Consider the following 12,734-nt stretch of genomic DNA (forward strand, 5'->3'; position numbering starts at 1 on the left):
TAGAGAGTTCCCGGGAGCTATTATCAGTATTTCTCACGATAGAAAGTATATTGATGAGGTATGTGATAAAATATACGAGTTAGATTATAGTGGATTAAGAAATTTGTAATGAATGGAGGATACCCTGAAATTGAATATGTCAATCACCTGATAACACACAGTTGGGGGCAAAAGGTGGTCAGATTCTATGATTTTGACGGAAATCTAATCGAAGTTGGAACACCTGTATAAATCAGCTATATAAATTCTGATTGAACCAAATCGCTGCGCGATGGCCTGCCAAGGCTGTGGCGCAGTTTTTCTATTCCTACATAAAAAAGCAGTGGAAACCAAGTCCTAAAAGTAGTATTGTTAAGTCACCACAACCAACAATCAAACAGGATCGACATTACCACTGCCTATGAAAAGATTAACACCAAACCGTTCTTTTAGCAAGCGGTTTTATTATTCCAATGCACCTCCATGTAAGCAGTGATACCTTGAATTGCTGACTTTTACATGGAGGATTTATTATGTACGAAAAATATTTTGAACAGCTTAAAGAGGAATGTCTGATTCGTAACCGTTCTTCTAGAACTGCAGAAACTTATATATCAAATATCACTTCTTTTATGAAATGGACAGGTAATAAACCTATGGAAGAACTTTGTCTAAAGGATGCCAGAGAATTTATTCTTTTCAAAAGGAAAAGTGGAGTATCTGCTTCCACATGTAACTTTTATAATTCTTCCATCGCATTTCTATATAAACATGTACTTCATATACCTTGGGATCAGGACATTGTTCCCAGAATGCGAATTGATGCACGTCTTCCAGAAGTTCTTTCACTTAGTGAAGTGGAAGCTCTGATTGCTACTGCTTCACACATCCGAAACAAAGCAATCATTGCACTGCTTTATTCATCAGGACTTAGAGTCGGAGAACTTGTGAAGCTTAGGGCTGAAGATATATACATGAGCAGGATGCAGGTTTATGTTCCCCAAAGCAAAAATCATCGTGACCGCTGGACAATACTCTCATACCGGGCACTTGAACTCTTAAAAGAGTATTGGAGAAGTTACCCTGTTAAAAGAGACTATCTGTTTGTTTCTTTGGATGAACCTCATGAACCACTAAAAGTAAGTGGTGTTGAGATTATGCTTCGAGCTGTTGGAAAAGATGCAGGATTAAGCGTTCATCCTCACACTCTCCGTCATTCCTTTGCCAGTCACATGATTGAACAGGGTGTTCCCATTAATTATGTCCAGTCTATGCTTGGACATCGCTGTCTGGAATCGACACAGGTTTATATCCATATCTCCAACAAAACAGTAATGGGAATTAAAAGCCCATTAGATCATCCACAAAAGAAAAAACGTGGTCGCAAACCTAAGAAAAAGGATGGTGATTCTAATGAGTAATGTAATCACCATTCAGGATGTTTTTCATCAGTTCCTTCCGAAATACAGTGAAACACATCTTTTTTCTTCCGAACAGCATATGGCAGCACTATGTATCTCCAAATGCAAAACTGCCGAAATGGGAGCTAATATCAGTGAATGTGAATCCTGTCACAAGAAGTACATTCATTATAATTCCTGCAAGAACAGACACTGTCCGATGTGTCAGGGTATGGAAGTCGATGAGTGGATTGATAAACAGCAGGAAAATGTACTTGATGTTCCGTACTTTCATACCGTATTTACAATCCCGGAAGAACTGTATCCTTTAGTGTATTCGAATCAGAAGCTTTTATATGATGCACTGTATCATGCAGTACATCTGACTATGACTGAACTGTCTTCTGATCCAAAACATCTTGGAGCAAGAATCGGATACATTTGTGTACTTCACACCTGGGGTTCAAGAATGAATTATCATCCCCATCTTCACACTATAGTTCTTGGCGGTGGTCTGGATTCCACTAATCATTGGAAAGATAAAGGAAAAAAGTTTTTCTTTCCAGTAAAAGTGATGTCAGCTGTATTTAAGAAACATTACCTGAAAGAACTCAAACTGCTTCGTGAATCAGGAAAACTGCAATACTCTGGAACATCACAAAAATTTCAAAATCATTATACTTTCAAAGAACTATTAGATACGCTTTATGCAAGGGAATGGGTTGTATATACCAAAGAAGCCTTTAATGGTGCAAACTCGGTGATTAAATATCTGGGCAGATACACACATCGGATTGCCATCAGCAATAGCCGGATTATCAGTATGACATCCGAAACAGTCACTTATCTTGCCAAGGACTACAAAAATGGTGGAAAAATGATTCCTTACACTGTGAAAGGGACAGAATTCCTACGTATGTTTCTTATGCATGTGCTCCCTAAAGGGTTTGTACGTATTCGGCACTATGGTATTCTTTCCTGCCGAAGCAAAAAAGAGAAAATGGATTTATGCAGAAAGCTTTTAAACAGTATGCAATATCTCTCTCAGTTAAGAAATAAGACAGTTGCCGAAAAGCTTCTGATTCTGTATCAAAAAGATATCTGTAAATGTGAAGTATGTGGTGGAAAGCTCTCATCCTTCAGACTCCGTGGTTCCTATTCCCTTACGGGGTAGAAAATACAATTAAATATGTCTGGAAAGCCTTCTGACCAGGAAGGTCTATTTGTCGTGCTATCAATCCACAAAAGTGTCTGTAAAAGAATTTACAGATTTTCAAAACCGATTATTTTTGATAAAATCAGGGAAGAGAAAACACATTGAAATTCCATAGTATCTTGGATAACCTGACGCGATTTGGTTCAACTTGAATTTGAGGAGGTGATAAGATGACAGCATATATGAGATTAAGATAATACCGCGAGTTGTGTTGCGGTACATCCGTATTACATAACTCGCTTTCGGGCAAGAATGTAATAATGGAGGATGTCATGAATAAAATTATTAGATTTAATGACAGCGAAAAGCTTTTTCGTTGTCCAATATGTAAACGAAAGTTAAAGATGGTAGGCAATAGTTTGCTGTGTAGTAATAAGCATTGTTTCGATATTTCTAAATTAGGATATGTGAATTTTGCATTAAATCAAAAGCAATCTAAGCATTATAGCAGAACTTCTTTTGAAAGCAGAATGGATATTTTAGAAAAGGGATACTATTCACATATTCTTACGGAGATAACACATATATTGAGCAAGCTTGAAAACATAACAACTATTCTTGATGTCGGATGTGGTGAAGGATATTATTCTAGAAAAATCAAAGAACTATTTCAAGCAGATATAGTTGCTTTTGATATTTCAAAAGATGCCATTTCCCTTGCTTCAAAAAGAGACGGTAGTAAGTCTATAAAGTGGTTTGTGGGTGATTTGGAAAATATGCCAATTAGAGACCACTCAGTAGACTGTATACTGGACATATTTACACCAGCTAATTATTTGGAGTTCAATAGAGTTCTGACGGATAGCGGCTATATTGTAAAGGTTATTCCTGGGAATAAACATCTGATGGAGTTCAGAAACATTGCAAAAGAACATTTGAAAAATCAAGAGTATTCCAATGAGAATGTGATTAACTTATTCAAGAAGCAGTATTCTGTTATTTACCAAAAAAGAGTTTCAGAATCATATGAAATGCCGTTAGAGGATATTAAAATTTTTGCAGACATGACCCCACTGCTCTTCCATGTAGATAAAACTGAGATTGATTTCAAAAAGCTAAAAACTTTGACGATTGATGCAGAGATATTTGTGGGAAGTCTATAACGCTTGAAACTTTCAGTTTGTCGAACTGGAAACAGAATGAACGGGACGCATTGATTCACAAATAGCCAGTGCGCCCTCTTTTTATCTTGGGTATTGACCGTCACAAACGAGTGGAAGAGAAGAAACAACAAAAAGAAGAACAGCGCTGAAGGTAGAGAAAGAGCCACGGTCCATTCCGTTTTGGAGTGTGAGACCGTGGCCACTTTTTTGCATTTTACTTCGATATAATATGCTGATCATCACCTGTCGGAAATAATCATGTCAATTCCTTGCTGCAAGGTTTCTTCATCAATTGCACCCGTTGCTTGAGCGATTGCGTTTCCCTCCTCATCAATAAAATATGTGGTAGGCAGTGAATAAACACCGTAGGTTGCAGCGGCATCCTGATCTGTATCGTAAAATACCGGGAAAGAATAGCCCTGTTCTGCGATGAAAGCAGATGCAGTTTCCACAGTCTCTCTGGAGCCATCGGTCATATTGATGATGAGAAACTGTACTTCTTCACCAATTTCCAGATACTTTTCGTTAAAATCAGGCATTTCCATTTTACATGGACTACACCAGCTTGCCCAGAAGTTTAGGACAACGGATTTCCCGATAAAATCCGAAAGATGAACTTCATTTCCATCCAGATCGTAAACTGTAAAATCCAGGGCCAATATCTTTTCTGATTCATTCTCTTGTGTTGTTGGAGTGGAGGCTTCTGTGGATTCGGGTTCCTGCGGTGTTTGTGTAGCAAGCAGATTGGGAGCCAGTTTCTGTCCAAGCTGTTTATATAGAATTCCTGCGCCACCTAAAATGAGAACAAACACAAGAACGAGTATCTTTATTATCTTCTTTTTATTCATAAACCCTCCTCAACTAAGCAGGTTGAGTAGCTGTCCCAGCGTTCCTGTTGCCATCAGGATACCCACCAATATCAGGAAACAGCCGCTGACAGTATTGATGATCCGGTAGTGTTTTTTAATCCAGTTGAAGGCTGACTTCAAATAGTCGATCAGAATAGCACTGAGAAGAAAAGGAATGCCAAGTCCCAACGAATAGCAAAGCAGCATCAGCATACCTTTGATTACATGACCCTGCTGAGAGGCCAGCATCAAGGCAGAACCGAGGAATGCGCCCACACAAGGTGTCCAGCCCAAGGAAAATATTATGCCAAAGAGCATAGCGGGGAAGAACCCCATCTCACGACTGTTTAATGTTTTACTGCCGCCTCTGAACAAATTCATTTTGAAAATGCCCAGAAAATTGAGGCCAAAAAGAATTACTATCAATCCGGAAATTAAATTCACTGCACCTTTGTATTCTCGCAGGAAGCTGCCAATGGTGCCTGCCAAAGTGCCCATTGCCACAAAGATTACAGTAAACCCACTAACAAATCCCAACGCTCCCAACAAGGTCTTTTTTGTGCTGCGTTCTCCACCACCTGCAAAATAGGAGATATAGATGGGCAGCATGGGAAGCAGGCAGGGTGATATGAAGGTGATAATGCCCTCCAGGAAAGCTACTGCGTATTGCATGAACCGCTGCACCCCTTTCCGAAAATACCGGACAACAGCCAGCCGATAAAGCCCATATAGGCCATTGTGATGAACGGGTTAGAAGTCAGCGGACAAGCACCAGTGGGGCATCCCACAAAGTAGTAATATGCAAGGCCAACTAATGCGCCGCCTGCGGTAAAAAGAACTGGCTTCAGCCATTTTTTAATTTTTTCTTTCATCTCACATTCCTCCTGCTAAATATTCCTCTGCATAGTGAACAGCAGTTGCCCCATCGGCTACAGCAGTTACGACCTGCCGTAATGCCTTTGTGCGGACATCCCCAACGGCGAACACACCGGGGATGTTGGTGCGGGTACTCTCATCTGCAATAATGTATCCAGCCGGATCAATCTCAATCTGATCTTTCATCAATTCGGTGGAAGGCTTTCTTCCCACGCTTACAAATACACCATCGCAAGCAAGGGTACTTTCTTCTCCAGTTTTCACGTTCCTAATCTGGATACCGGTCAGCTTTTCGTTATGGAGCAGAGCTATAATCTCACTGTCCCAGAGAAATTCTACATTTTCTGTTTTCATCAAAGGTTCATGGTAGATCTTTGTTGCTTTTAGGGTGCCTCTGCGGTGGACGACGATGACTTTTTTGCAGATACGGGAGAGAATCAGCGCATCCGCCGCAGCGGTATTGCCACCTCCTGCGATGACAACCGTTTTGTTCCGATAGAACATTCCGTCACAGGCCGCACAGTAATGGACACCTTTACCGATTAACGCCTGTTCCCCATCAACACCCAGCTCTCTGGGACCGGCTCCTGTAGCCAATACGATGGATTTTGCGTACATAGCGCCTTCGCTGGTCACAGCTTTCTTTACAGAACCTGACAGTTCCAGAGACAGCACCTCAGTCAGCTTGGTTTCCACACCAAACCGCTCCGTTCCTCGCTTCATTTTTTCTCCCAGGGAGAAACCGTCGATGCCATCCTCGAAGCCGGGATAGTTGTCGATTTGCTCGGTCAGAGCCATCTGCCCACCGGCAGACAGCTTTTCTAAAACCACGGTGCCCATTCCTGCTCTTGCAGCATAAAGGGCTGCGGTATACCCGCCGGGACCGCCACCTACAACGATCATGTCATAGATATGCTGCGCATTATTTACTTCCTGAGTCCGGTGCTGTAAGGTTTCCTCAATAAAAGCCACCAGCTGCGCTCTGGATTCCGGAGCGACGATAGAGCCAAGAGTCTGTCCGCTGTGATAGATCAGCAGAGTAGGGACAACTTCAATAGCCTCGGTCTCAGCCAATTCCGGTTCATCATCAATGTTGACAGCAGTGAATACCAGCGTATCCTTATATTCCTCAGCAACGCTTTCCAATGCTGGATCCAGACGGCGGCAATATACGCACCAAGGGGCTGAAAACTCCACCAGAACAGTCTTTCCGCTATGCACCATTTCTTCAAATTGATTTCTATTAATATTGATAACTGCCATATTGCCAGCTCCTTTCCTTTGCTTGATTATAGTATAGCCAATCTAAAATAACATTTCGGTGATGATATCACATAAAATAGTGCGACATTGCTGCCGCACTAAACTTTTTCGTTATTAAGTAACTCGAGGATATGTTCACTGGAACGGATGATTTGAGACTGCTTATCTTTTATGGATGTTTTTCTTGCCTCCTCCAGCGAGAGAGAAGCATATAAATGAACCGTGTATGCTTCCTGCCTGAGAGAATCGTTATACTGTTCAGCTGAAAGATATTGTTTCTCAAGAATACTAATTTTATTTTGGAGATCACCAATCTGCTGTTGAAGCGACATCACTTTTTTCTTTTGAATATAGAGAAAAGAAGTAAGAAGAAGTAGTAGTAATATGATTGATAGGATAATAATAATCATTCTCATTGCTTTCCCTCCTTTATCAAAAGATAAGCCTTTACTGCATTACGAAGCGTTTCTGGTAGAACGGGAACAGGCAAGATGATCACCTTACCCGTATTCTTTTCAATCGTTATTTCTGATTCCGGTTGATTGGACAGAAGAATTACGGGTGTTCTTTTATCCGCCCGCCATGGCTGATCCGGCTGTTTTGTCAGAGCTTCTGTAACAACCCAAAGCATAGGCTTTTTCTTTCCAAGCTTTTTTCTTGCAGCTTCCGGGGTTTCAAATACAAGGATATGCTTGGATAACTTCTGCAGTACCAGTCTCAGTCCGTTCCCATAGGCTGAATCACTACACATAATGGCAATCGTGGCATTTGATTGCTCATCCTGTGATGCCTTTATAAAATCAAGAACTGGCGTATTATAAATGTTGAAATCTTTTTCTGTATGTACTGCTTCATAATAAGCTCTGACCGCTTGACACATTCTTCGGCAAAACTGTTCAATATCAATACGGATGTCCGTGAGGCTGTTGTCAGAACTTATTCTATCCAGTTGGCAAACGGAAGTTCCGCAATTCACACCCAAGTGAAAACGAATCGAAGTATTGTCCTCAGTATTTGCAAAGCCTTTGTTTTGGTGCAGGTATTCACATCGAAGCTGCCAGCATCGTTCTCCGCAGATATACGGAGAGATATCCTGCGCAGAAACTTTAAAGAAAGGTGCTGCGTATGTATCAAACCAACGAATATATTGATTTCCTACATCACGAGTTGGTCTCTGGTTTCTGTCCAGAACAGCACGCCCATCCCGATAACGCTTTACAATTTCTGGGAAAGCAATTCCGCCACAAATATCAGGCAAAGTCAGCGCCAATGCCAAAGCAGATTGCCAGCGTCCATCCTCAATGTTCAGTTCTACTTCCTCTATGCGATGTAAAAAGGTAAAGCTGGCATTGTCTTGACTCATAGGTATCCTCCTGTAAAAAACCGCCTGCCGGGAAACCGACAGGCGGCATACTGCCTTTTATACTTCCATCATCTATAGGCTATAGTGATTAAAGAACCCACGACACATATTCCGTGACTTAATCACCTATTTTAGTCGCAGGAGTGATGGCCGCAGCCGTGGGAACCGCAAGAGTGACCTTCCCCATGGTGGTCGTGATGATCACACCGGACATTGGGGTTGAAGTCCAGCTCGCCTGCTGCCAGTGCTTCTGCTGCTGCATCAGCGTTGCCGGAAACACCACCATAAAGCCGGATACCCACATCGCTCAGTGCCATCTGGGCACCGCCGCCAATACCGCCGCAGATCAGGGCATCCACCTTCAGTGCACTCAGGACGCCTGCCAGTGCACCATGTCCGCTGCCGCCAGCATCCACAACCTCAGACGAAATGATTTTTCCATCTTCCACATCGTAGATTTTAAACTGTTCGGTGTGACCGAAGTGCTGAAAAATTTCTCCGTTTTCATAAGTGACTGCAATTCTCATAATATTATCTCCTTTCGGTTTTTCGTGCATCGGATGAATTTTTTGCTGATAGCAATTTTTGCACCCGTAGGCTGCGCTGTTTCCGCTGCAGAGTGTAAAATCCCCTCCCTCGATTCGCAGAGGAAGTCCCTCAACCAGCGCATCGGCCAGTTTTTTGCGGGCAGCTGCATAAATCTGCTGAACCGTTGTTCTGGCAATACGCATATATTCTCCGCATTGCTCCTGAGAAAAACCTTCACGGTCAATCAGGCGAATGGATTCATACTCATCCACATTCAGGACAATGGGAGTCAGTTCCTCGCCGCCACGAACCGGAACAAAACCATCATTATCCGGCAAACAACAAACTTTTCTGCATTTTCTCGGTCTTGGCATAGATTCACCTCCATATTATTTGTGGCATATGCTATTTATACGACCATTGTACATCTCCTTTTCCTATATGTCAACGGAATTATTGACATATGCCATAAATTATTTTATACTATGTGTATTCAAGGAGGTGTACCCATGGATTTTTCATCTTATTTTCCAATTTGGAACAAACTGACACCGACCCAGCAGCAGATTTTGGAGCGAAATGCAGTTTTACGAAAAGTGGACAAAGGGACTGTGATTCACAACGGAACTGTGGAGTGTACCGGTCTTCTGCTGGTAAGAAGCGGACAGCTTCGTGCCTATATTCTTTCCGATGAAGGACGGGAGATTAGCCTCTATCGTTTGTTTGATCGGGATATTTGCCTGTTTTCCGCCTCCTGTATGATGAACAGCATTCAGTTTGAGATCACCATTGAGGCGCAGAAGGATACCACGATGTGGGTTATTTCTGCTGACACTTATCAGCGCATTATGAAAGAGTCTGCTGTGGTAGCTAATTTTACCAACGAAATTATGGCTACCCGTTTTTCTGAGGTTATGTGGCTCATGGAGCAGATCATGTGGAAAAGCTTTGATAAAAGGCTGGCAGAATTTCTGCTGGAGGAATGCAGCTTAGAGGAAACAAACATCCTCAAGATTACCCATGAAACCATTGCGGGCCACATGGGCACCGCCCGTGAGGTAGTTACCCGAATGCTTCGCTATTTCCAGAACGAGGGTATGGTCAGGCTGACTCGTGGAACAGTGGAGGTTACAGACAAAATCAGACTGGAACAATTGCAAAATGATTAAGCAAAAAGGACATCTGCTTGCTATTAGTTGCAAGCAGATGTCCTGATTTTATGCTCGATCCATTCCGCAGGCCGTAGCCGATTCGATGAGACAGCGATCATTGGTCACAGCATCATAGAAACGGAAGCCGCCGGAGAAGTTATAGCAGTCAAAGCCGTTTCCGGCCAGGATACGACAGGCAATGTAGCTGCGCAGACCGCTCTGACAGATGACGTAGACAGGCTTACGCTTGTCCAGCTCACCCAGCCGCTCCCGCAGCTCGTCCACCGGGATGTTAAAGAAGCCGTCAATGTGTCCGTGTGCGAATTCTTCCACAGTGCGGGTGTCCAACAGAGTTACGCTTCCGTCACGAGGAAGACGATCTGCATCTTCCAGATGCCATTGTTTCAGAACACCGTTTGCGATATTCTCAACCATAAAGCCAGCCATATTTACCGGGTCTTTCGCAGAGGAATAAGGCGGTGCGTAGGCCAGATCCAGATCCTTCAGTTCCGTGGCTTTCATTCCTGCCCGGATAGCGGTGGCCAGCACATCAATGCGCTTATCCACACCTTCATAGCCTACGATCTGCGCACCCAGCAGGCGATAAGTCGCCTTTTCAAAGACCACCTTCATTGTCATGACTTTCCCGCCGGGGTAGTAACCTGCATGGCTCATGGGCGACAGGATAACCGTATCAACATCTAGCCCTGTTTTTCTGGCGTTGGTCTCATTTACGCCGGTAGTAGCGGCAGTCATGCCGAAGATCTTGATGACACTGCTGCCCTGGGAGCCGGTATAATGGCTGTCTCCGCCACAGATGTTGTCCGCAGCGATTCGTCCCTGTTTATTGGCAGGGCCAGCCAAAGAGATCAGAGCATCCTGCCCGGTGACGAAGTGCTTCACCTGCACCGCATCGCCCACGGCATAGATGTCGGAAATGGAGGTTTCCATTCGGTCATTGACCACAATACTTCCTTTAATGCCCAGTTCCAACCCGGCATCCTTTGCAAGGGTGGTTTCGGGAGAAACACCAATGGCCAGGATTACCATATCCGCATGGAGAGGCTGTTCGTCTTTCAGCAGCACATCCACGCCGCCGTCCCTTTCCTCAAACCCTTCTACGGTATGACCAAGTGCCAGCTTTACACCGTGCTTGCGCATTTCATTATGGATGAAAGAAGCCATATCGGCATCAAAGGGATTCATAAGCTGTTTTGGACGCTGGACAATGGTGACATCCATCCCCAGCTCTTGCAGGTTTTCTGCCAGCTCCAATCCAATGAAGCCACCACCTGCCAGTACAGCGGATTTGGGATGGTTTGCATTGATGTAATCCTTGATGCAGAAGGTATCTTCAACAGTGCGCAGGGTAAACAGCTTATCAAGACCTACACCGGGAAGCCGGGGCTGGGTAGGCTTGGCTCCGGGAGAGAGAATCAGCTTGTCATAGCTCTCCTCGAACTCCTCACCGGTTTCTAGATTTTTCACGGTAACTTCTTTTTTTTCGGGATGGATAGCCGTGACCTCATGACGCACCTTCATGTTTACATGGAACCGGGAGAAGAAGCTTTCCGGGGTCTGGAGGGTCAGATCCGACCGATCGGTAATCACATCACCGATATAGTATGGCAGACCACAGTTGGCATAGGAGATATACCCCGAGCGCTCAAAAACTACGATTTCTGCCTGCTCATTCAGTCTGCGAATACGGGCGGCAGCGGTAGCACCGCCTGCCACACCGCCTACAATGACAACTTTCATATTATCGTTCCACCTTTCCTGCATAAGCGGAAATTCCGCCTATGTTTTTCACGTTGGTATAACCCATCTGCTTCAAAATAGCAGCTGCCTGACGGCTTCTTGCACCGCTGAGACAGTGTACAAAGATGGGGGTAGCTTTATTGTCAATCATGCCAGCCACTTTGTCAATGGACTGCAAAGGAACATTTTTACTGCCGGGGATATGCCCCTGCCGGTATTCGTCGGGGGTGCGAACATCCAACAGGACTGCGCTATCCGTAGTGCTATATTCTTTGACACCCTGATTGATGTCAGGGCCTTTCAGGAAATCGAAGAATCTCATCTTTGCACCTCCTTACAGCATGGCGAGAATCTGAGCCTTAGGTCTGGCACCGGTGACTTGATTGACAATCTTTCCGTTCTTCATAACCACCAGAGTGGGTATGCTCATCACACCGAACTGCATAGCCAGTTCCTGTTCCTCATCCACATTAATTTTAACAACCTTGATATCGGAGCGCTCCTTGGCAATCTCCTCTACCAGAGGAACTACCATGCGGCAAGGACCACACCAGGGAGCCCAGAAATCCATCAGGACGGGCTTGTCCGAGTTCAAAACCTCTTGATTGAAATTGTTTTTATTAACACTGATAGCAGACATATTTAAGTCCTCCTGTTTTCTTTTTTATGGCTTTATTATATCCAGTAGTCGTTCCTTGTTCTGTGATTTTATCACTTATCGCCGGTGACTGTTTCACCGGGCCAACTATTAATTCCGCCGATCTCAATGATATTGGTGTAGCCCAGTTTCACCAGTTTTTCAGATGCCTGCTTACTCCGATTACCGCTGCGGCAGTATACCAGAATCAGCTGATCTTTATCCGGCAGTTCAGAGATATCCTCTGTGCCAATGGATTCGTTGGCAATATTGATAGCACCGGGAATATGCTTTTCGCTATATTCCTGAGCAGTACGAACATCGAGGATGATGTATCCGGTTTCCTCCTCCATCATCGTAATAGCTTCCTCCATAGTAATCTGTCGATAGGTTTTTTCAGCGGATTGCGTTGCACAACCAGAGAGAAGCAGTAAGGTCATTAAAATGGGAATGATTCTTTTCATGTGCATACCTCCATATTTTGAAGGGTACTGTAAAGTTTTACAGTCCTATTTTTCTTTAAAACCTTATATTTTCAAGGACTTCACCACTTTTTGCATATAAAAAAGCAATGACCCCCTTTTTCGTGTATAATGTAGGCTACCAAAC

15 protein-coding genes and 2 pseudogenes are annotated in these 12,734 nt (G+C 43.7%); 5 read left to right on the forward strand and 12 right to left on the reverse strand.

Going from position 1 to position 12,734, the window contains the following annotated elements; genetic code table 11:
• Positions 1 to 120: 120 nt before the first annotated feature.
• The 4 genes and pseudogenes from ABE613_RS14875 to ABE613_RS14890 form a co-directional block, all read left to right on the forward strand.
• Positions 121 to 231 (forward strand): annotated as a pseudogene (locus ABE613_RS14875) (VOC family protein); the annotation flags it as partial.
• Positions 232 to 512: 281 nt separating this feature from the next.
• A complete protein-coding gene (locus ABE613_RS14880) occupies positions 513 to 1,400 on the forward strand; it encodes a tyrosine-type recombinase/integrase (RefSeq protein ID WP_347376796.1) in 888 nt (295 codons plus the stop codon).
• Positions 1,393 to 2,553 (forward strand): IS91 family transposase, encoded by a 1,161-nt coding sequence (locus ABE613_RS14885; RefSeq protein WP_347376797.1) that lies wholly within the window; start codon positions 1,393 to 1,395, stop codon positions 2,551 to 2,553. The genes ABE613_RS14880 and ABE613_RS14885 overlap by 8 nt, the downstream gene beginning before the upstream one ends.
• A gap of 314 nt (positions 2,554 to 2,867) precedes the next feature.
• A complete protein-coding gene (locus ABE613_RS14890; protein WP_083655179.1) occupies positions 2,868 to 3,698 on the forward strand; it encodes a methyltransferase domain-containing protein in 831 nt (276 codons plus the stop codon).
• A 239-nt stretch (positions 3,699 to 3,937) separates the two neighbouring features.
• Here ABE613_RS14890 and ABE613_RS14895 read toward each other — a convergent pair whose 3' ends face one another.
• From ABE613_RS14895 to ABE613_RS14930, 8 genes and pseudogenes are all read right to left on the reverse strand, one after another.
• Positions 3,938 to 4,546 (reverse strand): TlpA family protein disulfide reductase, encoded by a 609-nt coding sequence (locus tag ABE613_RS14895; protein WP_347376798.1) that lies wholly within the window; start codon positions 4,544 to 4,546, stop codon positions 3,938 to 3,940.
• A 9-nt stretch (positions 4,547 to 4,555) separates the two neighbouring features.
• Positions 4,556 to 5,218 (reverse strand): cytochrome c biogenesis CcdA family protein, encoded by a 663-nt coding sequence (locus tag ABE613_RS14900; RefSeq protein WP_262655191.1) that lies wholly within the window; start codon positions 5,216 to 5,218, stop codon positions 4,556 to 4,558.
• Positions 5,203 to 5,418 carry a hypothetical protein gene (locus ABE613_RS14905; RefSeq protein ID WP_235249362.1) on the reverse strand — a complete coding sequence of 72 codons (216 nt, stop codon included), beginning with the start codon at positions 5,416 to 5,418 and terminating at the stop codon, positions 5,203 to 5,205. The genes ABE613_RS14900 and ABE613_RS14905 overlap by 16 nt, the downstream gene beginning before the upstream one ends.
• A gap of 1 nt (position 5,419) precedes the next feature.
• Positions 5,420 to 6,325: a thioredoxin-disulfide reductase gene (trxB, locus tag ABE613_RS14910; protein WP_347376804.1), complete on the reverse strand. Its 906-nt coding sequence runs from the start codon at positions 6,323 to 6,325 to the stop codon at positions 5,420 to 5,422.
• A 66-nt stretch (positions 6,326 to 6,391) separates the two neighbouring features.
• Positions 6,392 to 6,685: pseudogene (locus tag ABE613_RS14915) on the reverse strand (thioredoxin family protein); the annotation flags it as partial.
• A 98-nt stretch (positions 6,686 to 6,783) separates the two neighbouring features.
• Entirely contained in the window at positions 6,784 to 7,101 is a 318-nt protein-coding gene (locus tag ABE613_RS14920) for a hypothetical protein (protein ID WP_347376799.1), read from the reverse strand.
• Entirely contained in the window at positions 7,098 to 8,048 is a 951-nt protein-coding gene (locus ABE613_RS14925) for a hypothetical protein (protein ID WP_347376800.1), read from the reverse strand. The genes ABE613_RS14920 and ABE613_RS14925 overlap by 4 nt, the downstream gene beginning before the upstream one ends.
• 131 nt (positions 8,049 to 8,179) lie before the next feature.
• Complete coding sequence (locus ABE613_RS14930) at positions 8,180 to 8,950, reverse strand: NifB/NifX family molybdenum-iron cluster-binding protein (RefSeq protein WP_235254956.1); 771 nt, start codon at positions 8,948 to 8,950, stop codon at positions 8,180 to 8,182.
• A 135-nt stretch (positions 8,951 to 9,085) separates the two neighbouring features.
• Between ABE613_RS14930 and ABE613_RS14935 the strand changes: the two genes are divergently transcribed.
• Positions 9,086 to 9,745: a Crp/Fnr family transcriptional regulator gene (locus ABE613_RS14935; protein WP_235249355.1), complete on the forward strand. Its 660-nt coding sequence runs from the start codon at positions 9,086 to 9,088 to the stop codon at positions 9,743 to 9,745.
• A 48-nt stretch (positions 9,746 to 9,793) separates the two neighbouring features.
• Here the strand turns inward: ABE613_RS14935 and ABE613_RS14940 are convergent, their stop codons facing one another.
• The 4 genes from ABE613_RS14940 to ABE613_RS14955 form a co-directional block, all read right to left on the reverse strand.
• A complete protein-coding gene (locus tag ABE613_RS14940; protein WP_347376801.1) occupies positions 9,794 to 11,488 on the reverse strand; it encodes an FAD-dependent oxidoreductase in 1,695 nt (564 codons plus the stop codon).
• Between the two features lies 1 nt (position 11,489).
• The gene (locus ABE613_RS14945) at positions 11,490 to 11,810 is read right to left on the reverse strand and encodes a rhodanese-like domain-containing protein (RefSeq protein WP_347376802.1); all 321 of its coding nucleotides are present in this window, start codon (positions 11,808 to 11,810) and stop codon (positions 11,490 to 11,492) included.
• A gap of 12 nt (positions 11,811 to 11,822) precedes the next feature.
• Positions 11,823 to 12,128, reverse strand: a complete 306-nt coding sequence (trxA, locus tag ABE613_RS14950; protein WP_118718022.1) for a thioredoxin — start codon at positions 12,126 to 12,128, stop codon at positions 11,823 to 11,825.
• Positions 12,129 to 12,199: 71 nt separating this feature from the next.
• Positions 12,200 to 12,595 (reverse strand): rhodanese-like domain-containing protein, encoded by a 396-nt coding sequence (locus ABE613_RS14955; RefSeq protein WP_347376803.1) that lies wholly within the window; start codon positions 12,593 to 12,595, stop codon positions 12,200 to 12,202.
• Positions 12,596 to 12,734 lie beyond the last annotated feature (139 nt).

It is taken from the genome of Dorea chungnamensis (genome assembly GCF_039832125.1).
Lineage (GTDB): Bacteria > Bacillota > Clostridia > Lachnospirales > Lachnospiraceae > JAFBIX01.

Bases quoted from the DNA above. Each gene is read 5' to 3' on its own strand.
- ABE613_RS14885 (WP_347376797.1), top strand. From the start codon at position 1,393: ATGAGTAATGTAATCACCATTCAGGATGTTTTTCATCAGTTCCTTCCG.
- ABE613_RS14895 (WP_347376798.1), bottom strand. From the start codon at position 4,546: ATGAATAAAAAGAAGATAATAAAGATACTCGTTCTTGTGTTTGTTCTC.
- ABE613_RS14920 (WP_347376799.1), bottom strand. From the start codon at position 7,101: ATGAGAATGATTATTATTATCCTATCAATCATATTACTACTACTTCTT.
- trxB (WP_347376804.1), bottom strand. From the start codon at position 6,325: ATGATCGTTGTAGGTGGCGGTCCCGGCGGGTATACCGCAGCCCTTTAT.
- ABE613_RS14925 (WP_347376800.1), bottom strand. From the start codon at position 8,048: ATGAGTCAAGACAATGCCAGCTTTACCTTTTTACATCGCATAGAGGAA.
- trxA (WP_118718022.1), bottom strand. From the start codon at position 12,128: ATGTCTGCTATCAGTGTTAATAAAAACAATTTCAATCAAGAGGTTTTG.
- ABE613_RS14935 (WP_235249355.1), top strand. From the start codon at position 9,086: ATGGATTTTTCATCTTATTTTCCAATTTGGAACAAACTGACACCGACC.
- ABE613_RS14880 (WP_347376796.1), top strand. From the start codon at position 513: ATGTACGAAAAATATTTTGAACAGCTTAAAGAGGAATGTCTGATTCGT.
- ABE613_RS14955 (WP_347376803.1), bottom strand. From the start codon at position 12,595: ATGCACATGAAAAGAATCATTCCCATTTTAATGACCTTACTGCTTCTC.
- ABE613_RS14930 (WP_235254956.1), bottom strand. From the start codon at position 8,950: ATGCCAAGACCGAGAAAATGCAGAAAAGTTTGTTGTTTGCCGGATAAT.
- ABE613_RS14945 (WP_347376802.1), bottom strand. From the start codon at position 11,810: ATGAGATTCTTCGATTTCCTGAAAGGCCCTGACATCAATCAGGGTGTC.
- ABE613_RS14890 (WP_083655179.1), top strand. From the start codon at position 2,868: ATGAATAAAATTATTAGATTTAATGACAGCGAAAAGCTTTTTCGTTGT.
- ABE613_RS14900 (WP_262655191.1), bottom strand. From the start codon at position 5,218: ATGCAATACGCAGTAGCTTTCCTGGAGGGCATTATCACCTTCATATCA.
- ABE613_RS14905 (WP_235249362.1), bottom strand. From the start codon at position 5,418: ATGAAAGAAAAAATTAAAAAATGGCTGAAGCCAGTTCTTTTTACCGCA.
- ABE613_RS14940 (WP_347376801.1), bottom strand. From the start codon at position 11,488: ATGAAAGTTGTCATTGTAGGCGGTGTGGCAGGCGGTGCTACCGCTGCC.